Origin of the sequence: Bifidobacterium apicola (genome assembly GCF_042846865.1) — a bacterium.
GTDB lineage: Bacteria > Actinomycetota > Actinomycetes > Actinomycetales > Bifidobacteriaceae > Bombiscardovia > Bombiscardovia apicola.
Genome location: NZ_BAAFQQ010000001.1, coordinates 1,451,802 through 1,474,786, shown reverse-complemented (window position 1 = coordinate 1,474,786; position 22,985 = coordinate 1,451,802). Strand labels below are relative to the sequence as shown.

General features: G+C 62.3%; 21 protein-coding genes and 1 tRNA gene. 3 read left to right on the top strand and 19 right to left on the bottom strand.

Annotated elements, in window-relative coordinates:
* Positions 1-199: 199 nt before the first annotated feature.
* A complete protein-coding gene (gene dapE, locus ACGG9J_RS06060) occupies positions 200-1,429 on the bottom strand; it encodes a succinyl-diaminopimelate desuccinylase (protein ID WP_390134522.1) in 1,230 nt (409 codons plus the stop codon).
* A 144-nt stretch (positions 1,430-1,573) separates the two neighbouring features.
* Here dapE and ACGG9J_RS06055 point away from each other — a divergent pair, with 144 nt between their 5' ends.
* Positions 1,574-2,518, top strand: a complete 945-nt coding sequence (locus ACGG9J_RS06055) for an AEC family transporter (protein WP_390135330.1) — start codon at positions 1,574-1,576, stop codon at positions 2,516-2,518.
* Between the two features lie 39 nt (positions 2,519-2,557).
* On the opposite strand, the gene ACGG9J_RS06050 is transcribed toward ACGG9J_RS06055, so the two are convergent.
* The 8 genes from ACGG9J_RS06050 to ACGG9J_RS06015 form a co-directional block, all read right to left on the bottom strand.
* Positions 2,558-3,922, bottom strand: a complete 1,365-nt coding sequence (locus ACGG9J_RS06050; protein WP_390134519.1) for a Maf family nucleotide pyrophosphatase — start codon at positions 3,920-3,922, stop codon at positions 2,558-2,560.
* Positions 3,912-4,964, bottom strand: coding sequence for a homoserine kinase (thrB, locus tag ACGG9J_RS06045; protein ID WP_390134517.1), 1,053 nt, complete (start codon positions 4,962-4,964; stop codon positions 3,912-3,914). Before thrB ends, ACGG9J_RS06050 begins: the two co-directional genes overlap by 11 nt.
* A complete protein-coding gene (locus ACGG9J_RS06040) occupies positions 4,964-6,304 on the bottom strand; it encodes a homoserine dehydrogenase (RefSeq protein ID WP_390134515.1) in 1,341 nt (446 codons plus the stop codon). Before ACGG9J_RS06040 ends, thrB begins: the two co-directional genes overlap by 1 nt.
* A gap of 110 nt (positions 6,305-6,414) precedes the next feature.
* Entirely contained in the window at positions 6,415-7,986 is a 1,572-nt protein-coding gene (locus ACGG9J_RS06035) for a diaminopimelate decarboxylase family protein (RefSeq protein ID WP_390134512.1), read from the bottom strand.
* Between the two features lie 26 nt (positions 7,987-8,012).
* A complete protein-coding gene (argS, locus tag ACGG9J_RS06030) occupies positions 8,013-9,770 on the bottom strand; it encodes an arginine--tRNA ligase (protein WP_390134510.1) in 1,758 nt (585 codons plus the stop codon).
* A 43-nt stretch (positions 9,771-9,813) separates the two neighbouring features.
* On the bottom strand, positions 9,814-10,203 hold the full coding sequence (locus ACGG9J_RS06025) for a Rid family detoxifying hydrolase (RefSeq protein WP_390134508.1): 390 nt from the start codon (positions 10,201-10,203) through the stop codon (positions 9,814-9,816).
* A gap of 103 nt (positions 10,204-10,306) precedes the next feature.
* Entirely contained in the window at positions 10,307-12,061 is a 1,755-nt protein-coding gene (gene spxB, locus ACGG9J_RS06020; protein ID WP_390134506.1) for a pyruvate oxidase, read from the bottom strand.
* A gap of 269 nt (positions 12,062-12,330) precedes the next feature.
* Positions 12,331-12,406: transfer RNA gene (locus ACGG9J_RS06015), tRNA-Arg, on the bottom strand.
* A gap of 364 nt (positions 12,407-12,770) precedes the next feature.
* On the opposite strand from ACGG9J_RS06015, the gene ACGG9J_RS06010 reads away from it, so the two are divergent.
* Positions 12,771-13,400, top strand: coding sequence for a CYTH domain-containing protein (locus ACGG9J_RS06010; protein WP_390135329.1), 630 nt, complete (start codon positions 12,771-12,773; stop codon positions 13,398-13,400).
* Positions 13,401-13,440: 40 nt separating this feature from the next.
* On the opposite strand, the gene ACGG9J_RS06005 is transcribed toward ACGG9J_RS06010, so the two are convergent.
* The 3 genes from ACGG9J_RS06005 to ACGG9J_RS05995 all read right to left on the bottom strand — a co-directional run bounded on the left by ACGG9J_RS06005 (position 13,441) and on the right by ACGG9J_RS05995 (position 16,625).
* Positions 13,441-14,406, bottom strand: a complete 966-nt coding sequence (locus tag ACGG9J_RS06005; protein ID WP_390134505.1) for a tetratricopeptide repeat protein — start codon at positions 14,404-14,406, stop codon at positions 13,441-13,443.
* 117 nt (positions 14,407-14,523) lie between these two features.
* Positions 14,524-15,549, bottom strand: coding sequence for a hypothetical protein (locus ACGG9J_RS06000; RefSeq protein ID WP_390135328.1), 1,026 nt, complete (start codon positions 15,547-15,549; stop codon positions 14,524-14,526).
* Between the two features lie 2 nt (positions 15,550-15,551).
* A complete protein-coding gene (locus ACGG9J_RS05995; RefSeq protein WP_390134503.1) occupies positions 15,552-16,625 on the bottom strand; it encodes a hypothetical protein in 1,074 nt (357 codons plus the stop codon).
* A gap of 81 nt (positions 16,626-16,706) precedes the next feature.
* On the opposite strand from ACGG9J_RS05995, the gene ACGG9J_RS05990 reads away from it, so the two are divergent.
* Entirely contained in the window at positions 16,707-17,645 is a 939-nt protein-coding gene (locus tag ACGG9J_RS05990) for an FKBP-type peptidyl-prolyl cis-trans isomerase (protein ID WP_390134501.1), read from the top strand.
* 92 nt (positions 17,646-17,737) lie between these two features.
* Here the strand turns inward: ACGG9J_RS05990 and ACGG9J_RS05985 are convergent, their stop codons facing one another.
* The 7 genes from ACGG9J_RS05985 to ACGG9J_RS05955 all read right to left on the bottom strand — a co-directional run bounded on the left by ACGG9J_RS05985 (position 17,738) and on the right by ACGG9J_RS05955 (position 22,984).
* Positions 17,738-18,649, bottom strand: coding sequence for a cysteine ABC transporter substrate-binding protein (locus ACGG9J_RS05985; protein WP_390135327.1), 912 nt, complete (start codon positions 18,647-18,649; stop codon positions 17,738-17,740).
* Between the two features lie 83 nt (positions 18,650-18,732).
* Entirely contained in the window at positions 18,733-19,608 is an 876-nt protein-coding gene (locus ACGG9J_RS05980; protein ID WP_390134499.1) for an amino acid ABC transporter ATP-binding protein, read from the bottom strand.
* Complete coding sequence (locus ACGG9J_RS05975; RefSeq protein ID WP_390134497.1) at positions 19,601-20,275, bottom strand: amino acid ABC transporter permease; 675 nt, start codon at positions 20,273-20,275, stop codon at positions 19,601-19,603. The genes ACGG9J_RS05980 and ACGG9J_RS05975 overlap by 8 nt, the downstream gene beginning before the upstream one ends.
* Complete coding sequence (locus ACGG9J_RS05970; protein ID WP_390134494.1) at positions 20,262-20,915, bottom strand: amino acid ABC transporter permease; 654 nt, start codon at positions 20,913-20,915, stop codon at positions 20,262-20,264. Before ACGG9J_RS05970 ends, ACGG9J_RS05975 begins: the two co-directional genes overlap by 14 nt.
* Before the next feature lie 411 nt (positions 20,916-21,326).
* A complete protein-coding gene (nrdH, locus tag ACGG9J_RS05965; RefSeq protein WP_390134492.1) occupies positions 21,327-21,569 on the bottom strand; it encodes a glutaredoxin-like protein NrdH in 243 nt (80 codons plus the stop codon).
* A gap of 227 nt (positions 21,570-21,796) precedes the next feature.
* Positions 21,797-22,600 carry an endonuclease NucS gene (gene nucS, locus ACGG9J_RS05960; protein WP_390134490.1) on the bottom strand — a complete coding sequence of 268 codons (804 nt, stop codon included), beginning with the start codon at positions 22,598-22,600 and terminating at the stop codon, positions 21,797-21,799.
* An 87-nt stretch (positions 22,601-22,687) separates the two neighbouring features.
* Positions 22,688-22,984 carry a F0F1 ATP synthase subunit epsilon gene (locus ACGG9J_RS05955; protein ID WP_390134488.1) on the bottom strand — a complete coding sequence of 99 codons (297 nt, stop codon included), beginning with the start codon at positions 22,982-22,984 and terminating at the stop codon, positions 22,688-22,690.
* Position 22,985 lies beyond the last annotated feature (1 nt).

The window sequence follows — 22,985 nt, the reverse complement described above, 5'->3', positions numbered from 1 at the left end:
CGGTCCCGATCCGTCCTCACGCTGCACTCTCACTGCAGCCGCGCACCTGCGTACGCCCGATCGAAACGCCTTGGCAAAAAGTCTTCCTGACGCAGGCGGACACCGACGCCCGCACGGATCACTGGGTCTCCGTACAGGGGGATCAACGCCTACGCTGCAAGTGGTCAGGCAGAACCACCGTCCTCTAGTATGGCACAGATCAGCAACGGTCAGGTCCATTGAGCCAGTTGATCAGGATTGCTTCCAGCCGGATCAGGTCATCCAGGGGCACCTGTTCATCAGCCTTGTGGGCCAGCAGGGGGTTCCCAGCGCCCAGGTTGACGGCTGGTAGGCCGAGGGCTGAAAATCGCGCCACATCGGTCCACCCCAGCTTGGCGCGAGGCTGCTGGCCCGTGGTCTGAGCAACCAGATCCGCCAGCGAACGAGCCCAAGGCGAATCCAGACCCGGACGGGCCGCAGGCGATTCGTCGCACATGCGCACCGAAAATCCTTTGAAGACCCCGCCCTGGGCCACATGCTCGCCATTGCCCAGCTCAGCGCCTGTCCCCTGGCCCATCATCAGCTCCTTGGCCTGGGACAGGCTCTTGTCAGGGGCGAACCGGTAATTGACGTGCACCCGGCAGCGGTCAGGGATGACATTGGTGCCAAGGCCTCCCTCGATCATGGTGGCGTTGAGCCCCTCCCGGTAGTCCAGGCCATCCACCCGCACGGTAGCCGGACGGTACCGTTCCAGTCGGTCCAGAATAGGCGCCGCCGCGTGGATGGCGTTGCTGCCCATCCAGGCGCGAGCGGAGTGGGCCGCCGTGCCGTGTGTGATCAGGTCGAAGCGCATCGTTCCGTTGCAACCGGCCTCGATGGCGCAGTCAGTCGGCTCGCCGATGATGGCGAAATCCCCCTGTACCCACTCGGGGCGGGCGGTCACCACCCGACCCAGCCCGTTCAGGTCGGCCTGGACCTCCTCATGGTCATAGAAGACGAAGGTCAGGTCATAGACCGGCTCCCGCAGAGTAAGCGCCAGGTGAAGGAAGACGGCATCAGAGGCCTTCATGTCGGCGGTGCCCCTGCCATACAGCACCCGGGACCCAGGATGGGCGGCAGCCAGGTCGGCGCGGATGGCCGGATCGCCGGGCTCCAGCCAACGCGGGGGCAGATTCCCATCAACCGGCACAGTGTCCAGATGCCCGGCAAGGACGATGCGATGAGGACGGCCCAGCTGAGTGGAGGCCACGACCGTATCGCCCAGCCGCCGGACCAAGAGGTCAGCGCGTGAGGCCAGGGCCTTTTGGACGGCATCGGCCAAGACGGTCTCCTGACCGCTGACCGAAGGCATGGAGGTCATGGACTCAAGCATCCTTGCCAAGGCCTGGGCAGGTTCAACCCCCCGGATGCCAGCGAGAAGATCGATATCCGTCTGTGTGTTCTTGACCATAGTGCCATGCTAGCGGGCCGAGGGAGCGCGGATGGACCTGTAGCCGCGTGAGCAAGGCCCAGGTGGCACAATGGGGACGACGGAAGTGGCGGCACTCCGCCTGGAAGGCCGCCGTCCACCATGCGAGACGAGGAGGATGCCGGAGTGCCTGGACTGCTCAGTGCCATGGAGGGATTCTTCATCATCGGCGTGGTCATCGCCGTGGGCTACGTGGCCGCCCGCTTCCACGTAGGCGGCCCGACGGCCCAGCTGGTGCTCAACAAATACTCCTTCTTTGTATCAACGCCCTGCCTGATGTTCGCCATCCTCTCCAAACAGAAGCTCTCGGTCATCTTCCATCCCAGCATCATCGTGGCCTTCCTGTCGGCAGCGGCCGTGGGCCTGCTCTTCGTGGCCCTGAACGCCGCCAGCTTCCACCTGCCTGCTGCCGAGGCCACCATCGGCGCTCTTGACTCCCTTTATTTGAACTCCAACAACATCGGGCTGCCTGTAGCCACCTACATTCTGGGCAACCCCACTCTGGTGGCGCCCATCCTGGTCATGCAGCAGGCCCTGTTCACCCCCATCGGATTGACCGTCCTGGATGCGACCACCTCTGGCAAGTTCTCGGTCAAGACCGTTCTCAAACAGCCCCTGAAGCAGCCCATTCTCATCGGCTCCCTGGGCGGCATATTGATCTCGGCCATCAGCGCCCAGACCGGCCACTTCGTCATCCCCGACTTCGTTTACAAACCCATCGACATGATCGGGCAGTCGGCTGTGCCCATGATCCTCATGGCCTTCGGCATGTCCCTGCGGGGTTCGCGGCCCATGAGCCAGGGCACAGGCCGGCGAGCCACCCTATGCGCGGTTATTCTGAAGAATCTGGTCATGCCCATAATCGCCTATCTGCTGGCCCGGTTCATGATGGGCTTCAGCGGAGCGGAGCTGTACGGGTGCGTGGTTCTGGCCGCTCTGCCTACCGGTCAGAACGTCTACAACTACGCGGCCCGCTACGAGGTGGGAACCACCTTCGCCAGGGACGGCATACTGCTGAGCACGATCAGCTCGCCCGTAATCATCGCTCTGGTCGCTCTGCTTCTGAGCTGATGAGTGCAGCCAGACCTGCTGCTACCGCATGAGCTTTGTTCAGGCAGACTTCCGACATCCTTCGGCCGCAAGAGCCTCCAAGCGTTGCCGGAAATGCGGCCAGTCCCGGCCGAAGGCCTTCAGCAGGGGCAGGTCCGCTACCTTGTCCATATCCACCCATTCCAAAGCGATGCTCTCATCGTCATTCATGTGCGGATCGACATGATGGCCGGGGCGCTCGAAGGCCAGGATGGTCGTGTAGCCCCAAGGACCATGGTCCTCCAAGTAGGAACCCACAACCTGAATGTCCTCCGGGCGGATGTTGGCCTCCTCATAGCTCTCGCGCAGACCGCCCTCCAGTGGGTTCTCCCCGTCGGAGATGGCGCCGCCCGGCACACCCCAGGTGCCTCCCTCGGCGCTCCAGCGTGCCCGGTGCTGCAGAAGCACACTGACTGGTGCGCCCGTGCGGGCATCGCGTCGGGCCAGCAAGACGCCGGCAGCCCCGTTGAGCCCCCAGTGTCGTTTGCCGCAGGCGCAGTCCACCCACCCATCGCCGGGCTGATGGACGTTCTCCTCGGGGGCGATCAGCCCTTCAGGACCCTGCAGCAATCCGTCAGACCCCCGCCGATCGGGCAGAACCCGTTCGGCCCACAGGTCAGGCCAGGAGACGCCCAGCTCCTGGGCCAGGGCACGCAGGGTGGGCATGCTCAATCCCATCACCCCGCTGGGATCGCCCTCGATGCTCTGAATGAAGGCGCTGCCCAATCCCTCCAAGGTGAAGGCCCCGGCCACCTCCAGGGGTTCTCCGGTAGATACATAGGCCTGTATGGATGACTGGTCGTAGTCCCCGAAGGTCACTTGAGCGCTGCTGATCGCTCGGGCCCGTCGGCCAGTGGCCAAATCAATCAAACAATGGCCGGTGACCAAGGTGCCGGTTCGGCCGCGCATGGACATCAGCCGCTCCAGAGCGCGCTCTGGCTGGTGTGGCTTGCCCATGACGGCGCCGTCCATGCTGAACAGAGAGTCGCACCCCAGCAGAAGGGGCCCGCGCCCAGCGCCGATCATCCCGCCCCAGGTCCCGATGACCTGGCTCATGGGATCCCGGGCGGATACGCTCGAATCGTCCTGGCTCAAAGGCTTGAACGTGACCAGATCGCCCCGCGAGCGCCTTTCAGCATCCTTGACAGCATCCATGGTCGCTTGTACAGCCGTTGCCTTGGCCTCAGCCAAGACACTGACACGTTCTCGCGCATCCATGTCCTCCAGGCGACAACCCAGTTTACAGGCCCGTTCAGCCAGCACAGCAGGTTCATCCACCCTGGAGGGTCGAATGACGGGGTCAATGCCCGACTGGACAAGAAGCCTGCGTCTGGAGGGAGAGGATGAGGCCAGAATAAGCGGGATATGCCTGTCTTCAGTGTTCACGATTGCCTTCCCGGTCCCGTTCCACCTGGACCCCCTTGCGATCCACGTCCAGCGACAGGATCCGCCAGCGGCCGGAATCCAGATAATCCTTGGCGAGGGCCCGCAGCTTCTTTTCGGCATCACCATAGTGCAGGACGATAATGCAAGGGCCGGCTCCTGAGACGGCCGCAGCGTAACCATGACGGCGCAGGAGCTGCAGAAGCTTGGTGGAAGAGGGCATGAGTCCGGCCCGGTATGGCTGATGGATCCGGTCCTGTGTTGCTACGAAGAGCAGAGCGTTGGCCCTGGCAGCCTGTTCTGCTGCCTCGGCCCTTAGGTCATCCAGCGACCCGGGGTTCAGAGCACCCGGAATCAAAGCTGCCCGTGACAGATTATGAACGGCATCCGCGTAAGGCACCCGGCCAGGCAAGGCCTGCCGGGCCTTCTGCGTGGACAGGTGGGCGCCGGGAACGAAGACCGTTGCTTTGATGGCCGGATCCACCTTGTAGCGCAGGGTGTGGTAGCCACCCTCCAAGGGCGCGCCCCCGGCTATGGGCAGGGAGCCCACCCCCTCGTCGGTGGCCAGATCATAGGACACTGTCAGCCCGCCGTAGACAGCAGGCGCCACATTGTCGGGATGCCCCTCAATCTGGGCAGCCAATGCGAAGACGGCATCACGACGCAGGGGACCAGCATGTGCGAAGGCTGCAGCCGCCGCGATCCCGGCCACTATGGCCTCGGCGCTGGAACCCAGTCCTCTGGCTTGGGGGATGCGGTTGACAGCTCGCATGATGAAGCCAAACCTTGGCAGACCAAAGACCTGGCAGGCCCGTCTGAAGGTGGAGACGACCAAATGGGTCTCATCTCGTGGCAGGGTCCGTTCCCCCTCGCCCTTGATAACGACATAGGCGCTGGCATCGCCCGGATCCACGGAACGGGTGAAGACGATCTCGTCATGATAGTCCAGCGCCAGGCCGATCGCGTCGAAACCTGAACCCAGGTTGGCGCTGGTAGCTGGCACACGTACTCGCACAGTTGCAGGCCCCTCTGTCACAACGACCATTATTGAGCCTGCCGATCGAAGACGCGCAGGATGGAGGCCTGCCCGGTGACCGAGTCGAAGGCGGAGATCCGCTCGACCACACGTCGCAGAGTCACCTCGTCGCACAGGTGGGTGACCACGCGCAGCTGCTGGATCTCGCCGCTGTAGCCCGGGTCATGCAGGGTGGGCTTGATGTCCTGGTTGACTCCGTTGATGGAAATGCCCGCCTCGGAAAACACTTGGGCGATGGCCGCCAGCACTCCAGGCTTGTCGTGAATGAGGAAACGGACAGCGAAAGCAGCCCGGGATGAATCCAGAGGAGCCATGGGGATGTTGGCGTACATAGGTATCCCCGGCCCAATGCCATGCTGGACGATGTGGCGGGCCTCGGTGACTACATCACCCACAACGGCTGATGCGGTGGGCGCTCCGCCTGCGCCTCGGCCATAGAACATGAGGTCGTCGGCGGCCTTGGCGGTAACGAAGACTGCGTTAAAGCTGCCGTGGACCGAGGCCAGAGGATGGCTTTCGGGAATCAGCGCCGGGTAGACCCGGGCCGAGATGCCCTGTTCGCCGCGTTCGGCCACGGCCAGAAGCTTGATGACACGGTGCTCGGTCCGCGCAGCCGCAATATCGTCAGCAGTGATGGCACGGATGCCCTCCACCGGCACATCGTCCAGTCGCACGTCGGTGTGGAAGGCCAGCGTAGCCATGATGGCGGCCTTGGCCGCTGCGTCCAGCCCGTCCACATCGGCAGTGGGGTCCGCCTCTGCAAAGCCCTTGTCCTGAGCATCGCGCAGGGCCTGGTCGAATTGAAGACCCTTGGTGGTCATCTCATCCAGAATGTAGTTGGTGGTCCCGTTGACGATGCCGACCAGACTGGTGATGCCGTCGCCCACCAGGGACTCGCGCAGGGGCCGCACGATGGGGATGGCCCCGCCCACGGCCGCCTCAAAGTAGATGTCGACGCCCCGCTCTTCGGCAGCGCGGTAAAGCTCGGGGCCGTGCTGGGCCAAGAGGGCCTTGTTGGCGGTGACCACGCTGGCGCCGGACTCGATGGCCTTGAGCAGCAAGGTGCGTGCTGGCTCGATGCCGCCGATCAGCTCGATGACGATGTCCGCCCGGGTGACCAGGTCAGCCGAGTCGGTGGTCAGCAAGGACGGATCGATCCAATCCGCCTTGACCTTGTCAGGATTGAGGACGGCGATGCCCACCAACTCCAGTGGGCGACCCACTCGACTGGCCAGATCCCGGCTCTGCTCCACCAGGAGGCGGGCGGTCTGGGAACCCACAGTCCCGGCCCCCAGAAGCGCTATACGTATGGGCCTGACGGCCTCCTGCTGCTGCATATTCTTGGGCATATGGATCCTCCATCCGCCCCAACGGGGCCGGTCACCGGGTGTTGCTCCATCTTAGAGAGCCAATCCGACACCCATATTGGCACCGCCAGCTGGTTCCAGCGAGGCGCTGATCATCCCTGATCCAAGGCCAGCAGGTCATCAATGGTCTGTCGCCGCAGCATCAGATGGTCGCCGGACTGGTCCAGACCGACCACAGGAGGGATCAGGGCCTGGTTATAGTTGCTAGCCATGGTTCGCCCGTAGGCGCCGGTCACTGGCACCAAAAGCAGGTCACCCCGGCGGATGTCTGCGGGCAGAAGCACATTCTGCACCAGAATATCCCCTGATTCACAATGCTTGCCAACCACCCGAGCCTGGATACGGTCCGCACTGCCATGCCGGTTGGCTAGAACAGCCGTGTATTCGGCTCCGTAAAGAGCCGGACGGATATTGTCGCTCATGCCGCCATCAATTGAAACGTAAGTACGCACGCTTCCGTCAGACAAGGGGACGGGCTTGACGGTGCCCACCTGATACAGGCTCATGCCGCAGGGAGCCACGATCCAGCGGCCAGGCTCGAAGGCGATGACGGGCATGGGCATGCCCAAGCGACGGTTGACGGCTGTCATGTCGGCCCCCAGGCTGGTCAGGGTCTGGTCCAGATCCATCCGATCCTCATCCGGGGTGTAGGGCACGGAGAAGCCGCCGCCCAGGTCCACCTCGGGCATCAGGTATCCGTCGGTGGCCCAGAAAGTGTGCCTCAGCAGCATCATGCGTCGGGCAGCCTCGATGAAAGCCGAGGAATCATGGATCTGGGAGCCGATGTGTGTGTGGATGCCCACCAGCTCCAGTTCCTGCTCGTAGGAGCGAATCTCCTTGAGCAGGGCGATAGCCGGTCCGTCGGCTAGAGCAGACATGGCTTTGATTCGGGCAGGATCAGTCGATTCAGCGGGCCCATTGGCAACAGAATACAGCGCCGAAGAGAATGGTGACACCACGGAATCGCTGGAGGCAGAGGACTCCTCTTTCTTCGTGGCCACCGAAGCCGTTGCCCCAGCCTGTCCGGAGGCTCCAGGCTGGGGCCCAAGGTCCAGCAGGCCCACGTCAGTGCCCTGCGGCAGCAGGGGGATGCCGAACTTCTGATCCTCATGGGCAGTTGAGATGTACTCGTGACCGCCGGCATGCACGCCCACGGTCACCCGGAGCATGACCCTGGCACGACGCCCCCGTGCCCTTGCAGCAGCGGCGATTCGGGCAGGCTCATCAGGCGCATCGATGACGATGGCCCTATAGCCTTCCCTGACAGCCAGATCGATCTCCTGGTCGGACTTGTTGTTGCCGTGCAGGACCAGACGGCGGCCAGGAGCGCCGGCAGCCTGGGCGATCAGCATCTCGCCCAGGGAGCAGGTGTCAATATCCAGCCCTTCCCGCAGCATGATCCGCACGGTCTCCTTGCTGAGAAAGGCCTTGCCGGCGTAGCTGACCCTGGTGGTCGCTCCGCCCAGGTCTCGCAGAGCCGCCTGACGAAAGGCCGAGGCCCGTTCCGCCATCATCGCGGTATCCATCAGATACAGGGGGGTGCCGTAACGCTTGGCCAGGTCCTCCATTGAGCGCCCATGCATGGTCAGCATGCCCTGGCGGTCCCGCTGCACAGTCCCGGGCCAGAACCCGTCGGACCCCAGCCCGCACATCCGTGTTTCCATCAACGACCTCCCGGCGACTCTGAAGATTACATGCGGTCCGGGGCCTGGACTCCCAGCAGTCCCAGACCGTTGGCGATGACCTGCTGCACGGCGTCATTGAGCCGCAGACGCGCCGCCGCCCGAGCTGGTTGTGGATTCCTGTCCTCGTCCTGGTCCAAATCCGCCCGGCCGGTCGGCTCCATGGGCACCACGCGCTCTAGGTTGTACCAGCGGTGATAGACCCCGGCCAATTGCTCCAGGTAGTGGGCCACCCGGTGGGGGGCCTTCTGGTCGCCTGCCGTCTGAACAACATTGGGGTAGAGGGCCAAGACGCCCAGAACATCGTTATCGGCCGCAGTGTCCAGCAGGGACAGATCAGCCCCGGAACGGTCGATACCCGCCTGGGCTGCGTTCCGATCCACGTTTTTAGAGCGGGCGTGCGCGTACTGCACGTAGTAGACGGGATTGTCATTGGTATGCGAGGCCAGCAGGTCCAAGTCGATGTCCACGCTCTGGTTGTAGTCGGTGCGGGCCAGGGAATATCGGGCAGCATCCACGCCCACGGCATCCACCAGATCGTCGATGGTGACCACGTTGCCTGCCCGCTTGCTCATGCGCACGGCCTGGCCATCCTTGATGACGTTGACCAGCTGGCCGATCAGGATCTGCATGTTCACACCGGGAGTGTCCCCGAAGGCCGCACAGATGGCCATCATTCGGCCGATGTAGCCGTGATGGTCGGCGCCCAGCATGTAGATGGCCTCGTCGCAGGGATCCTTGGCCCTGCGTCTCTTGTTCAGATAGTAGGCGATGTCGGCCGCCACGTAGGCTGCATGGCCGTCGGATTTGATGATCACCCGGTCCTTGTCGTCGCCGTAGGCGGTGGAGCGGAACCAGGTAGCCCCGTCCTTCTCGAAGATGTCGCCCTTGGCCCGCAGCTCCTCAATGGCCCGGTCCACCTGGCCGGACTCATACAGGCTGTTCTCATGGAACCAGACATCGAAATTGACCCGGAAGTCACGCATGGACTGCTGGATCTCGGCGAACATCATAGGCACGGCTCGGGTGCGGAAGGCCTCGCGCTGGGGGCTGTCACCCTCGGCGCCATCCTCGTCGCGCACCCTGGGCATGGCCAGGATGTCCTGCCCCTGGTCGGCGGCTTCCTTGACCACCCGCGAGGCGATCTCATCAATGTATGAGCCCTTGTAGCCGTCAGCGGGCACGGGCTCACCATGAGCCGCCGCTACCAGCGAGCGTGAGAAGCGGTCGATCTGCGTGCCGTGATCATTGAAGTAATACTCTCTGACCACCTTGGCGCCGTTGGCCTCCAGGACCCGGGCCATGGAGTCGCCCACTGCCGCCCACCGTGTGCCGCCGATATGGATGGGGCCCGTAGGGTTGGCTGAGACGAATTCCAGATTGAGTGTGCGCCCGCTCAGGTGATCGTTGCTTCCGAAAGCGGATCCCGCTTCCAGGACGGCATCGACCACAGCAGCTGCCGAGGCCGAGTCCAAGGCGATATTGATGAAGCCAGGACCTGCCACGTCCACCTGAGCGATCCCGTCGACTTCCCGCAGGGCCTCAGCCAAGGCCTGCCCCAGCTCGGCAGGCCTCATGCCGGCCTTCTTGGCCAGCTGCATGGCGATGTTGGTGGACCAATCCCCGTGGGAGCGGTCCTTGGGGCGCATGACCGCCAGACGGTCGGCATCAGGAACCATGTCAGGCTCCAGGTTTCCCAGGTGGCCCGACTGGGCCATCTGAACGGCGGTCGAAGAGATGATACGGGCAAGTGCTTCAGGACTCATGCCCCCAAGTCTAGCGACGGCGGGGACCAGCAACCGGCTTGTCTTAGGCCAATGCCACAACCTCGATCTCGACCAGGGCCCCCTTGGGGATGTCCGCACCTCCAAAAGCCACGCGGGCCGGCCGCACCGAGCCAATGAAAACCTGGGAGTAGGCCTGGTCTACCTCGGCGAAATCCTCCACCCGCCGCATAAGAATGGTGGCCTTGACCACCTTCTCCATACCGGTGCCGGCTGCATCCAGAATGTTCTTGATGTTCTTCAGGGCCTGGGTGGCCTGGTCAGCCGCAGTGCCCTCCACAAGATCGCCGCTGTCCGGGTCGATGCCCAGCTGTCCTGAGACAAAGACAAACCCCCCGGCCTTCACAGCCTGACTGTAAGCTCCCAAGGCCTGGGGCGCATATGGCGTGCCGATCTCTTCCGGTCCATCTTCCATGGGTCCGTCCTTTCTTCAGGTCCGCCGCACCCATGCCGAGCCGAAGCCCCGGGCGGACACCGTCCACTATAGGAGTGTCCGCCCGGCGGAAACGGCACCAGTCTCAGCCCTTGCGAGCCTCCTGACCCATCCAGTAGGCCAGGGAGTGCAGATCGCCGGCCTCGTAGGTCTTGACGAAGTTCTCGACCTGGTCCGGATCCGAGCAGGTCTCCGGGAACCGCATGTAGCGGGTGTCCAGAGGGCTGGCCCCTGTCAGCTTGATGTCGATGACCGAAGACCTATCGGCCTTGCGGGCCTCGGAAAAGGCGTAACGGGCATCGGCCACCGTGCGCACGGTGAAGCCCAAGGCACCCATGCCCTCGCCGACCTTGGCCCAGTCGGTGTCGGGCAGGTCCACTCCGCTCAGAGGCTGATGGCTGTCGTCGCGCTGCTCAGCCTCGATGTAGCCCAAGGACTGGTTGGAGAAGACCACGTTGATGACCGGTGCATGGTACTTGAGCTGGGCCAGCACCTCCTCGCCGAGCATGGCGAATCCGCCGTCGCCGCTCAGGGAGTAAACAGTCGATTCCGGATGCTCCAGCTTGGCGGCCAAGGCAGCCGGCACAGCGTAGCCCATGGTGGCGTGCTTGCCAGACACGGTCCAGCGATTGGTGGGCTTCAGATGCAGCAGACGCAGGAAGTCAATGTCCACATTGCCCACGTCGGGGATAACGATGTCATTGTCCTCAAGCTGCTGATCGATGACGTGGTAGACAGGCTCGGGCCTTAGAGGCGTGCGGGTGTCTTCATTAAAGGAGGCCAGCCACTGGTCCCAGTTCTCCTTGCTGCGCAGACAAGCCCTGTAGAAGACGGACTCCTCCTGGTCCTGGCCGGCAGCGGTTATTGCCTTGAGGGCCTCGCGGGCATCGGCCTGGATGGCCAGGACTACGTTGGCCTGGAAGCGCTTGCCCAGCTTGACCGGGTTCAGATCGATCTGGATGACTTTGGTGTTGGGAGTGACGAACATGGACCCGAAGGGGTTGTCTGAACCCACCCAGACCGTCAGATCCGAGGTGTAGATAGCCTCCGTGGCGGTCTTGGTGGCCACACGTCCAGCCGACTGCAGGTAGGCAGGATAGGTGTCCTCCACGATCCCCTTGGCAGGGAAGGTGGAGACCATGGGCATCTTGAAGCGTTCGGACATGGCGACCAGCTCATCGCGGGCCCCGGCAGCACCCTGGCCGAAGTAGAGCAGCGGCGCCTTGGCGGACTGAATGATCTCCACTGCCTTGCTGACCTGGTCGGCTGGGGGCTTCAGAGGTTCCGGCTTGCGGAAGTTAGGCGCAGATGCCACCGGGCGGTCGTCGATCTCGGCCCAGGCCAGGTCCTTGGGGATGATGACCACGGAGACCCCGTGACTGGCATAGGCGCGGCGGATGGCTTCATCCACCAGGGCCGGCAGCCCCTGGGCGTTGGTGGCGGCCCGGGCGAATACGGCCACGTCGGTAAAGATAGGCACCTCGTCCATGGCCTGGAAGAAGTCCATGTTCATAAAGGCCTGGGGCACCTCGCCCACCAGGGCCAGCACCGGCACGCCGTCCTCACGGGCATCGTAGAGGCCGTTGAGCAGGTGGACAGCACCGGGACCCGACGAGCCGAAGCAGACGCCGATCCGACCGGTCAGCTTGGCCTCTCCGGCGGCAGCAAGGGCTCCGGCCTCCTCATGACGGACCTGGATGAAGTCGATGCGTTCGCGTTCATTGTGGATGGCATTCATCATGGAGTCGAAGGAGCCGCCGGGCAGACCGTAGATGCGCGGCACCCCCCACTGCTCCAGGACGTGAAGGACGGCATCCCCTGCATTGATTCGATTGGCCATGTGATCTCCTTTGCTTCACCGCGGAAAGGAGGCTCCGCCACAACGCGGAAACGCCTGTCCTCCCCGACGTTCGGTCTTACCCTTTCACTATGGCACCTGAAAACGAGGACACAAGCGGGCCAAGGGCCATGTTCCTCAAAAGCTTAGTGATTCACCACACATATCGCGCACGGATTTGATCTGACACGTGACTTGATGCATGACATCCGGAAAGGAACAATCATCTGAAAGAGACCCTCTAAGTGCTTGGATCACGCAGAGGTTTATTCTGGTGGGCTCGAAGGGATTCGAACCCTCGACCTTCTGTTCCGGAGACAGACGCTCTATCCGCTGAGCTACGAACCCGACAGCCACTTTCCAGTGGACAACAGAAACCATACTAGGACACTTTGTGCATTTTTGCACCCATGCGCGTCTTGACGTGTTGGCCCAGCTCCTGCCGTTCTCGGCGTGTTACCCCAAGATTCCGCGCATTTGATAGGTATCGTGATGGCAAGACTTCGTGTCACCGCCCCGGTTGCGCCATTGCATCCTCATGCGGTGGCACGAAGCCGCCAACATTCCCGGATGATCTTCTCTCGGGATGATTCACACTTTAGTTCCTTCACCCGGCCATCACAAGCGACCTTCACATACCTGGACTTTGAGGTGTGCTGCGGACAGCGGATGGTGGCCGCGCCCGGCCTACCGTACCATGGGATGCATGGCCATGAATGAGGACGAGGACGATTTCGAATTCGAGCGCAGATTTTTCTGTCGGAACCTTCCTCGGGAGCTGCTCGGGGAGAGTCGGCCGACCCTGATCGTGCAGAGCTACTACGTACATGAGGACAACTTCGCCCTTCGGGTGCGTCTGCAGGGCCAAGTGAGCCCGGTGATACCCATGACGCCCCGAACCGATGCCCTGCACACCCTGCTCGAGGAAGGCGATCATTTCGACGCCGCCTCCATGACAGCCAAGGGCCCCTCCGTCGGCGGCACTCGCTACGAGGCCGAACGGGCCATCGATCCGGGAATCGCGCTGGAGCTGATCCTGCGCGGCGGCATTCCCATTGTCAAGAACCGATATGGAGTCTGGCTGGACGAGGACTGGTGGAACCTGGATGTCTTCGGGGACGGCAATGCCCCCCTGGTGGTGGCCGAAGTGGAACGGACCGGGCCGGTGACTGACCTGACCATCCCTGATTTTTGCGCCACAGAGATCACCGACGATGCTCGATTCTCCAACGACGGGCTGGCTGACCACCCCTTCGGCGACTGGGCGGCAGACTTCGACCGGGAGCTAAAAGCCCAAGGACCGCGCTTCCTGACCAACTTTGATGGGAACCATGAGTCCTGACTGCAAGCCAGCCAATGTCGGCCGGAGCCCGGCAGCCTGATCAGTACATCAGCGTGGACAGGCGGCGACGTGCCTTGGCCAGTCGAGGATCTGTAGGTTCAGGAATGACGAAGTACTCCAGCAAGCGACGGCGGATGGGATCGGTCTGATCCCGGTGCCTGGCCAGAAAGTCCAGCAGACGATCGAAGGCATCCTGAATCTGACCGCCGATCATGTCCACATCAGCTACATCCAACTGGGCCTGCAGATCGTCAGGAGCATCAGCAGCCGTCTGACGGACCTTGCGGACATCGGCTTGAGCTGAACGGGCCATCAGCAGACACTTGGCCTGTTCACGCTTGGCCAGATCGTCGGTCGAATCGGCCTGAAGCAGCTTGCCGTAAGCCTCGGCTGCAGCTGCATAGTCGCCCTCTTGAGCCAGTCGGTGGGCCTCCTGATGGGCAGGTGGAATAGCATCAGCCGCTGCCTGGCCGGACTGATCGTCCTCCCGCTGATCGTTGGTCTCCTGATAGGGGGCGCTGCCGGTGATGCCGGCCTTCTGCGCCATCTGGACCACCTGGGGAATGAGCTGATCGGTGATCTGGTTCATCTCCTCATCGGTGGGCAGCCCCTGCAGGATTGGCATGGGCCGGCCGGCCAGCAGGGCGAAGAGGGCCGGGGCTCCCTGCACCTGGAAGGTCTGGGCGATCTGCGGATTAGATGCAATGTCAATGCGTGAGAGCTGAATGCGCCCTTCCTGGGCGTTGACGGCCTGAGCCAGGCGCGTAGCCAAGGGGAAGAGGCGATCGTCAGTGGGCACCCAGAGCAGAATCAGAATGGGGAATGTGGCTGAGGTCTGAACCATAGCCTGGAAACTGGCCTCCGTGGTATCAATCACGTAGCCACCTGCAGCTGGCGCACCGCCCTGCTGGCCTGGCTGAGCATCAACTTGGTGCTTGAGCGCGCCCAAGTCGACCGCTCCTGCCAGCGAGACGCCCGGCTGCCCCTGCCCGTCCTTGTTCGCCATGTCAGTCCTCCTTAACCTCGCGGTTGCCGACTGCAGCTTCGGCCCGCTCTGGATTGCATACTCCTGCAAGCCAATCTAGTCCAAGGACCGGGCGTTCACCTAGCGCAATCCCGCCGTTCAGACTGCTTCCACCTTGATGGGCTCACGCTCGGCACCCACAGCCCTGATAGGCTCATGCGAGTCTGCCGAAGGCACATAGAGGGCGATCACATTGACATAAGTGACCTTCATGGTGCTGGTGGGCTTGCCCTGCCCGAAAAGGGCCTTCTCGGCATCCGAGGCCGGCGAGGACTCGCGGCCCTCGCCCGCCTGCCTGGTCCAAACGGAATCGATGCGGGCCACGACCAGGTCTCCCCCATCGGAGGAGTGCATGACCCGCAGTTGCCCCTGTGCCGGAGTGAAGGTCTGCGACTGGCTGCCCTTGTTGGCTTCGATTCCCTGCTGAACCACCTGAGTCAGCGTACCCAGGGAAGTGCGGAAGTCATCCTGGGCGAACTCCTCGGCGTACTTGCTGCTCTGGGGATTCTGCAGAAGGTCGGCATAGCGGCTCACGGCCTCCGCCGGCGTGGCCTTGAGCCCCTGATCGTCGCCCTGCCCCATCCTGGCGCCGATAGTGTCCACCGGGAACTTGGGCAACTGGGCCCCTTGGAAGAGTCGGGCCACCCCCCAGAGCTTGTAGTTCTCATGGGCGGACTCCTGGTCCAGAACCAAGAGGCGCTTGGACTGCTGATCCTGCGTAGTGGTGGTAATCGAGAAAACCGAGCGCGGCCAGCCCGGATCACCGGGGATGACCGTCTGGGCGATGGTGGCAGGAATGGTCGTCTTGGGGTCCAGCTGCCCAGTGGCCTTGGCGATGGTCAACTCGCTGGTGCGTATCTCCAGCTGAGGACCGCTGACTCGTTGGGCCAGCCCGGCCGGGTCCTTGGATGCGTTGGCCTGATCCAGAACCGTCCCGATGCTCTTACGGATCCGTGCCTCCTGGGCCGCAGTCAGGTTGGGTGCAGGGGCGGCGGTCGCAGTGCTCTGAGTTTCGGTCTGGCGGATCTGGGGAACCTGTCCCTCGCAACCCGACAACCCGGGCAGCAGGGCAAGAGACAAGGCCAGCGCCGCTGCAGCTTCCACCCTGTTCATCGGCTTGTTCATGCTCATCGGTCTTCCTTCCCCTCGTGGGCAAACCTGGCCAGGTAGGAAGCCATCTCCTGATCGCTGATGACCGTGGTGGACGACACATCGTCGGCACCCCGGTCGCCGCTGACGGTGCGACCATCGCCATTCTCCTGGCGATCGGCGACCAGGTTCCGGTTGCGCGGATCAATCACCGTCGGAGACTTGAGCGGGGATTCCGGATCCCCCTGCCGCTCCTGACCACGAGCGTGACGCCGACGCCGACCCGAAGCCGAGTCGCGCCGATGTCCCAGATTAGGCAGAATGGCGGTACGCAGCGCCTGGGCTACGCTGACTTCGGGAGATTCCTTGGCCTCCTGTCCAGGTTCGGTCTGCTTGCGGCGTTTAGCCGGCTCCATGGCGAAGACCGTGGCCGAAAGAAGGGCCAGCAGGGCCAACAGCCCACCGGCAAAGTAGAAAGGCATGGCGAAATTGGGCAGCTTGTCTCGTTGCCAGAGCATCTCCAGCCCCAGGGAGTGGCCCTGGGGAACCTCCACAAGCAGAACGGCCTGCGGGTCGTTGGTCTTCAGGGACATGGACACGCCGCTCTCTTCACAGGTGGCCTGTTTCCACATATCCGAATCCTGAAATGCCACGCCCTGATCATTTTTGACGGCCTTGCCGGGGCTGGAGTCCCTGCTGACGGACAGGGTCTGCCAATCATCCAGGCCGCGCACCCGGGCCACGTTATGTCCGGCCGTCCAGCCAGCCGCATCCTTTGCCGTAGTCAGAGCCATGCAGACGGTGGGCTTCTGTGAATTGTCACCTGCGGATCCGGAGGTCCCAGCCGGCACCGCATCCACACGCATGGTCACTCTGCTGTCCACCAGGGGAAGCACGCCTGGATCGGTCACTACATAGGTTGCGTTCGTGCGCGCATGTGCATCCACGTGAGCCGAAGGCTTCCAGACCGTGGCGTTGAGAATTCCCAGCACAATGGCCGCTACAGCCAGCAGTCCGAAGATGGGGGTGACGATGCCGCGCATAATCGTGCTGTGGCGCGAAGGCTTGCCAGGCCGCGTCATCTCATCGGTTTCCTCGGGTACTTGCTCCATATTATCGACATTCTACCGTCGGCTCCCTATGATCCGGTTCCAACACAGGGAAATCACCCATAAGCCCTAAACTGGTCTTCTATGACCATCATCGCAAGGAAATCAGACAGCAGGCGCCTGCTGGGCATCATGACCGCTCTGGCTCTATGTCTCGGGCTGTCGGCCTGCGGCGGAAGATCCGACGGGGGCAGCCACTCAGGAGACACCATGCAGGGCGTATCGGCCAGCGGCAAACTTGGCAGCAAGCCCGACGTCAGCTTCAAGACTCCCTTCAAGGTCGAGAACCAGGCCCATCAGGTCATCCAGGAGGGCAATGGCGAGGTCATCCGCGATGGGGATCGCGTATGCACAAGAGGCCTGGCCTTGGATGCCAAGACCGGCAAGGTAATCAGCTCCACCTGGGACAAGAGCGGCCCGGAGTGCTCCCTTGTCATCAGCAAAAAATCCATTCCGGCATACTATGACACCTTCAAGGGCCTCAAGGTCAACTCCACTGTGGCCGTGGGCATCAATGAGTCAGGCTCCGGCGGCAACAGCCAGGCGACCGACTCCTATATCATGGCCCTTACCTTCGTCTCCCGCTCTAAGAACCTGACCCGCGCCCAGGGTCAGAAGGTGACCGACCTGCCCAGCGACCTGCCCAAGATCAGTCTGGACAGCAAGGGCAAGCCCTCCCTGGATCTCAACGGCTACCAACCCAAGGGAGGGTTGGTGGTCCAGCCCCTGATCAAGGGCAATGGCACCAAGGTCGGCCAGCATCAGAGCGTCAGCGCCAACTACACCGGCTGGCTGGCTTCCGATGGCAAGCAGTTCGACTCCTCCTGGGACCGGGGTCAGGCCAGCGACTTCAGCCTGGACCAAGTGGTCAAAGGCTGGCAGCAGGGTCTGGCCGGCCAGACGGTGGGCTCTCAGGTTCTTCTGGTCATTCCGCCCGACCTGGGCTATGGCAGCCAGAAGCAGCAGAGCATCCCGGCCAATTCGACCCTGATCTTCGTGGTCGACATCCTGGCCGCCTACTGATTCAGCCAATCCACCAACTCAGACAGGCAGGGCCTGCACCCATCCAGCTGCATTCGAATGGGTGCAGGCCCTGTCATAAGTCAGTCGGCAGATCAGTCCTTGCCGCCCTCGACCACAATCTCGTCGGGGTTGGCTGCGCTGCCGTAGACCGGTTCCAGGGTCTTGCGGTAATCCTCATGGAAGAACCGCTCCTGTCCCAGTTTCTCCAGCTCCTTGTTGATGTAGTCCAGCAGAGGCTTGTTCCCCTTGCGCACAGCCGGAGCGATGACCGCCTCGTCTCCAAGCTTGGTGATCCCCACTGAGAAGCCCTTGTTGGCCTTGGCCCAGGCCAGCACCTCGGTGTTGTCGGTGCTCATGGCATCGCCGCGGTGGTCCAGCAGGGCGTTGTAGGCGTCGGCGTACTGGTCGTACTTCTGCAGCTTGACTTCCGGGTAGTGCTGCTCGAAATAGGGCTCAGCCGTGGTCCCCTTGGCAATGATCAGAGTCTTGCCATTGAGCTCCTTGACATTTTTGATAGGTGCCGAATCCGGGGAGACCACGCCCAGGTAGACTTTCATATAGGGCTTGGCGAAGTCCACCTTGCGAGCGCGATCATCGGTGACTGTGAAGTTGGCCAGAACCACGTCTACCTTGTTGCTGGATAGCACGTCCACGCGAGCGGCCGGGTCAACCGAGGTGTATTCGGGCTTGACGCCCAGATCCTTGGCCAGGCGCTCGGCTAGGACCACATCGTAGCCCTGGTTCTTGCCGTCCTTGTCCACATAGCCGAAGGGGGCCTTGTCGGTGAAGACCGCCACCCTGAGCTTGCCGGACTTGGTGATCTGCTCCGGGGTGCGCGCAGACCCGGATGCTGACAAGGAGCCGGAGCTGCTTGCCGAGCCGCTTCCAGCATCACTGGGGGTGGCCGCCGAAGGGCCGCAGGCCACCATGGAAGCCATTATCGCGATCGTCGCCCCCGTGGCCAGCGTCGCCCGTATCAATCGGTTCACTACCCTTGCGGTCATGATCCCTCTTTTCCTGTTCTCTTTCCTATGGCCGCCCTTGGGGGCGGTTCCGGCGAAGACCGCCGGACGAATATGCGAAGCCCTCATTGGGACTCCTGATCCTGGTCCTGATCCCGCCTGCGCTCATAGGTGAAGGTGGACAGGAAGCGCTGCGCCCGGTCAGTGGCCGGGTGAGTGAAGAAGACCTCTGGGTCGTCGGACTGCTCGACTAACGAGCCTCCATCCAGGAGGACGATGTGGTCGGCGATGCCTCTGGCGAAGGCCATCTCGTGGGTGACGATCATCATGGTCAACCCCTGGTCGGCCAGCTCCAGAATGACCTGTAGGACCTCGCGGACCATCTCTGGATCCAGAGCCGCGGTCACCTCGTCGAAGAGCATGATCTCGGGGTGGAGGATGAGCGCCCGGCAGATGGCCACCCTCTGCCGCTGGCCGCCCGAGAGCTGGCTGGGCCAGGCATCCCGGCGGTCGGCCAGACCCACCCGATCCAGCAGCTCCAGAGCCTCTTGACGAGCCTGGTCCCGCTTGCGCTTCTGAACCAGGACGGGTGCCAGAGTCACGTTGTCCAGAACAGTCCTGTTGGGGAAGAGATCGTAGCTCTGGAAGACCATGCCGATCCTGGTGCGCAGGTCGGAGCTGCGACTGCCTGACATAAGGCCGCCAGGACCTCCGCTGTGCTTGCCCAGGGGGTGACCGGTCTCCACCACCTGACCGTCCAGAAGGATGCGGCCGCCCTGTATGGGCTCCAATCCGGCTATGGTCCGCAACAGGGTGGACTTGCCTGAACCCGACGGGCCCAGGACCACAAAGACCTTGCCCTTGGGCACCTGAAAGGAGATGTCATTGAGCACAGGGCTCTGCGCCCGCGGATATTGCTTGACCAGATGCTCCACGGTCAGCACCGCCCGTTCCTCCTGGTCATCCTGTGGCTGGTTCGCCGTCGTTTGCCCCTCAGTCATGGGCCCACCTCTTTTCCAGATGCCGGGCCGCCAGGGACAGGGGCCAGCAGATAAAGAAATACATAAAGAAGATCACCCCGTAGATCCACAGAGTCGCTTGCGGATAAGCGAATCGGTTGGCGTCGATGATCTGCTGGCCGACCTTGATGACCTCGATGACGCCCAGCAGGGCGGCCAGGGAGGTGGTCTTGACGATCCTGGTGGCCAGGTTGACACTGGCAGGCAACAGTTGACGCAGGGCCTGCGGAAGGATGATCCTAGAGAAGGTCTGCCAAGATCCCAGTCCCAGTACGTAGGCCGACTCCACCTGGGTGCGGGGGATGGACTCCAAGGCCCCTCGGACCAGGTCACCCAGTTCGGCCCCGCCCCAAAGCACAAAGACCAGCAGGCAGGCACCAGTGGCATCCAAATTCAGGTTCCATGCCCTGGACAGCCCGTAGAAGGCGATGAAGAGCAGGGCCAGCTGGGGCATGATGCGGATGAAGTCCAGATAGATCCTCATCAGGAAGCGAATCAGGGGGTTGCGCAGGGTCATCAGCCATCCGACCACCAACCCCAAGGGCAGGGAGAGCAGGACCGAGACGCCGGCTATCCAGACGGTCACCCAAAGCCCCTGGAAGAGCCTGGGCATGACCCCTGGCTGGAAGAGCACCTCAACGCCGTGCATAGTCGAACCTCCGCTCAAGAACGGTCCCGATGACGGAGATGGGCAGCAGAATGACCAGATAGGTGACGATGAGCAGGGTCAATGACTCGTAAGTGTCGTAGGAGGTGCCCATCAGATCCTTGGTGACATACATGACGTCGGCCAGAGCGATGGCCGAGACCACCGAGGATTCCTTGATCAGGAAGATGATGTTGGCCACCACGCCCGGTATGGCGCTGCTCAGGGCCTGGGGCAGCACGATCCTGGACAGGGTCTGGCCTCGGGTGAATCCCAGGACGCAGGCTGACTCCATCTGCACCCGAGGCACCGCCTCCAGTCCGCCACGCATGGCTTCGGCCATGTAGGAGCCGCCCAGGAAAGCCAGCCCGACGATGGCGCAGGTCTGGGCGCTCCAATTGACCCCGAGCTTGGGCAACCCGAAGTAGAGGAAATAGAGCTGAACCAGGAGCGGGGTGTTTCTCGACAACTCGATGTATATCCTGGCTGCCTGCGAGAGCAAAGGGATTCTGAAGACCTCCAGTCCGGCGCAGACCAGCCCGATCAGCATGGAAAACACCACGCCAAAGAAGGATATGAAGACCGTGACATAGGCCGCGTTGACGAAGAAGTGCAGATTCTGCGCCATGAAGGTCCAATTCATGCCCTCACCTCCCTACTTGCTTGAGTCCTGTTCATCGTCTCCTCTTCACTGCTTCCCGCCGACTGCCCGCTGTCTGTCCATCGCCTGCACGATAGCCGAACACCTTGGCCACCGCTTGAGGCATGCAATCGACAATCCTAGAGAACGCGAACTGCTTTCCGCTGCTTTTCGATATACGAATACCGGATACCGCGTTATCATCCGCTCTCACAGCGACCTGGACGGCGATCCATAATCATGCCGCAGCCATCTCAACAAGCGCTTGCAGAACAATGATCAGCCAACTGCCTGCCTACCAAGCATCTACTAAGCGAGTAGGCGCACACTGTGTTTTCGATCAACCCTGCTGCTCACCAAGTTATGAAAAAAGCCCGGTCCACATATTCGTGAACCGGGCTCCGAGTCTTTTGATCAGGCCAAGACCTTGGCGCTCTGTGCTACCTTCCTGATCAGATCGGGGCGATACCCGCTCCACGTCTCCTGGTCAGTGACTACGATGGGGGTCTGCTTAAATCCCTGGGCGATGAACTGGTCGATCAAGGTCTGATCCTCGGTCAGATCCACCTGCTCGAACTCCAGCCCCTGCTTGGTCAGCTGACGCTTGGTGGCATCACACTGGGGACAGTGCGCTTTGGTGTAGACCGTGATGGACATGATCGCCTCTCCCTGAAATGTAGCCGCGATATTCCAAGCTCTATATCCGTTTGCTTGGAACCTGATGATTGCACTCTACACACTCCAGGGCGCAAGCACAATACCACCTGTAGTGGCGTGTCAGGCCATAAACCCCAATATCTAGTAGCTTTTCTGCCCTTGCAGGGCAGAGAGGCATCTATGTGAGCTACCTGACATATTGACAATGCAAAACTGGAAAAACTGCCTCAGAAGAGGGTCAGCTCGTCGCTGTCAGCGCCCTTCATGGCCTCGTAGTCCAGGATCAGACACTCGAATCCCCTATCCTCGGCAAGGACCCTGGCCTGGGGAGTAATGGTTTGAGCTGCGAAGATCCCGCGAACAGGAGCCAGCAGAGGATCTCGATTGAGCAGGCGGCAGTAGCGGGTCAGCTGTTCCACCCCGTCAATGCCGCCATGCCGCTTGATCTCGATGGCCACATGCTGCCCCTGGCCGTCCACGGCCATGATGTCCACAGGGCCGATGGGCGTGGGATACTCACGGCGCACCAGGGTGGCTCCCGGCCCGATGCGGTCGATCTGTTCGGCCAGATAACGCTGCAGATGTGCTTCCACACCGTCTTTGACCAATCCCGGATCGGTCCCCAAGTCGTAGCTGTCGTCGGCATAGATCTGATAGAGCCTGATGGTGAGCACGTCGCTGGATTTCACGGCCGAAACGCGCAGAACTTTGCGGACAGGCCGACACTGGTCCTGATCCTGCTCCTGGGCGATCAGCGCATCGGGCGCAGCAGCTTCGGCTACCTCATCCGGCCCAGTCCCAGACACGGGGTCAGCCTTGGCGCCTGTGCCGTCTTTGTCCGTCCCCTCGGGTTCGATCTCTCTGATGGTGCAGGGGGCGCACATCCAGTTCAGAGGCTTGTAGGAGCCCAATTCAGAAAAGATCAGACAGCTCATGTCAGCCTTGATCAGCAGGACACGTCTGGCCGGCGGCAGGCTGGCATTGAGACGCCCGGAGTATTCGGCGGAGCAGTCGGCAACAATGATTCGCACAGATGCCAATATATCAGTCACCGTTCCGGGCGAAGAAGAAAAAGCCCGGCCGATGCAAGAGCACCAGCCGGGCGGAAAGGAAAGAAGTCAGGAGTGTTGTCCCTGACCAGCGTCCTCCAGATAGTGGTCCACGGCCACAGTCAGCTTGTTGCTGTCGAAAGAGGCGAATCCGCTGTCCACATGGAAGGACTGACGACCGCCATCGGTGGCCTGAACCCGGATGTTGCCCTCCTGCAGCAGGGCCAGCACCGGCTCATGGTCGGGCATGATGCCCATGGACCCCTGGGTGCCGGGCACGGTGACCGACCGCGCCTGACCCGACCAGATGGGCCTGTCTGCCGAGACGATGTTGACCTGCATGGAGGCCTTGCCAGTGCCCGCCATG

What these genes read in the sequence shown, in the direction of transcription:
- dapE (WP_390134522.1), bottom strand. Translation starts at nt 1,429, where the DNA reads ATGGTCAAGAACACACAGACGGATATCGATCTTCTCGCTGGCATCCGG.
- thrB (WP_390134517.1), bottom strand. Translation starts at nt 4,964, where the DNA reads ATGGTCGTTGTGACAGAGGGGCCTGCAACTGTGCGAGTACGTGTGCCA.
- ACGG9J_RS06040 (WP_390134515.1), bottom strand. Translation starts at nt 6,304, where the DNA reads ATGCCCAAGAATATGCAGCAGCAGGAGGCCGTCAGGCCCATACGTATA.
- ACGG9J_RS06035 (WP_390134512.1), bottom strand. Translation starts at nt 7,986, where the DNA reads ATGGAAACACGGATGTGCGGGCTGGGGTCCGACGGGTTCTGGCCCGGG.
- argS (WP_390134510.1), bottom strand. Translation starts at nt 9,770, where the DNA reads ATGAGTCCTGAAGCACTTGCCCGTATCATCTCTTCGACCGCCGTTCAG.
- ACGG9J_RS06025 (WP_390134508.1), bottom strand. Translation starts at nt 10,203, where the DNA reads ATGGAAGATGGACCGGAAGAGATCGGCACGCCATATGCGCCCCAGGCC.
- spxB (WP_390134506.1), bottom strand. Translation starts at nt 12,061, where the DNA reads ATGGCCAATCGAATCAATGCAGGGGATGCCGTCCTTCACGTCCTGGAG.
- ACGG9J_RS06010 (WP_390135329.1), top strand. Translation starts at nt 12,771, where the DNA reads ATGAATGAGGACGAGGACGATTTCGAATTCGAGCGCAGATTTTTCTGT.
- ACGG9J_RS06005 (WP_390134505.1), bottom strand. Translation starts at nt 14,406, where the DNA reads ATGGCGAACAAGGACGGGCAGGGGCAGCCGGGCGTCTCGCTGGCAGGA.
- ACGG9J_RS06000 (WP_390135328.1), bottom strand. Translation starts at nt 15,549, where the DNA reads ATGAACAAGCCGATGAACAGGGTGGAAGCTGCAGCGGCGCTGGCCTTG.
- ACGG9J_RS05995 (WP_390134503.1), bottom strand. Translation starts at nt 16,625, where the DNA reads ATGGAGCAAGTACCCGAGGAAACCGATGAGATGACGCGGCCTGGCAAG.
- ACGG9J_RS05990 (WP_390134501.1), top strand. Translation starts at nt 16,707, where the DNA reads ATGACCATCATCGCAAGGAAATCAGACAGCAGGCGCCTGCTGGGCATC.
- ACGG9J_RS05985 (WP_390135327.1), bottom strand. Translation starts at nt 18,649, where the DNA reads ATGACCGCAAGGGTAGTGAACCGATTGATACGGGCGACGCTGGCCACG.
- ACGG9J_RS05980 (WP_390134499.1), bottom strand. Translation starts at nt 19,608, where the DNA reads ATGACTGAGGGGCAAACGACGGCGAACCAGCCACAGGATGACCAGGAG.
- ACGG9J_RS05975 (WP_390134497.1), bottom strand. Translation starts at nt 20,275, where the DNA reads ATGCACGGCGTTGAGGTGCTCTTCCAGCCAGGGGTCATGCCCAGGCTC.
- ACGG9J_RS05970 (WP_390134494.1), bottom strand. Translation starts at nt 20,915, where the DNA reads ATGAATTGGACCTTCATGGCGCAGAATCTGCACTTCTTCGTCAACGCG.
- nrdH (WP_390134492.1), bottom strand. Translation starts at nt 21,569, where the DNA reads ATGTCCATCACGGTCTACACCAAAGCGCACTGTCCCCAGTGTGATGCC.
- ACGG9J_RS05955 (WP_390134488.1), bottom strand. Translation starts at nt 22,984, where the DNA reads ATGGCGGGCACTGGCAAGGCCTCCATGCAGGTCAACATCGTCTCGGCA.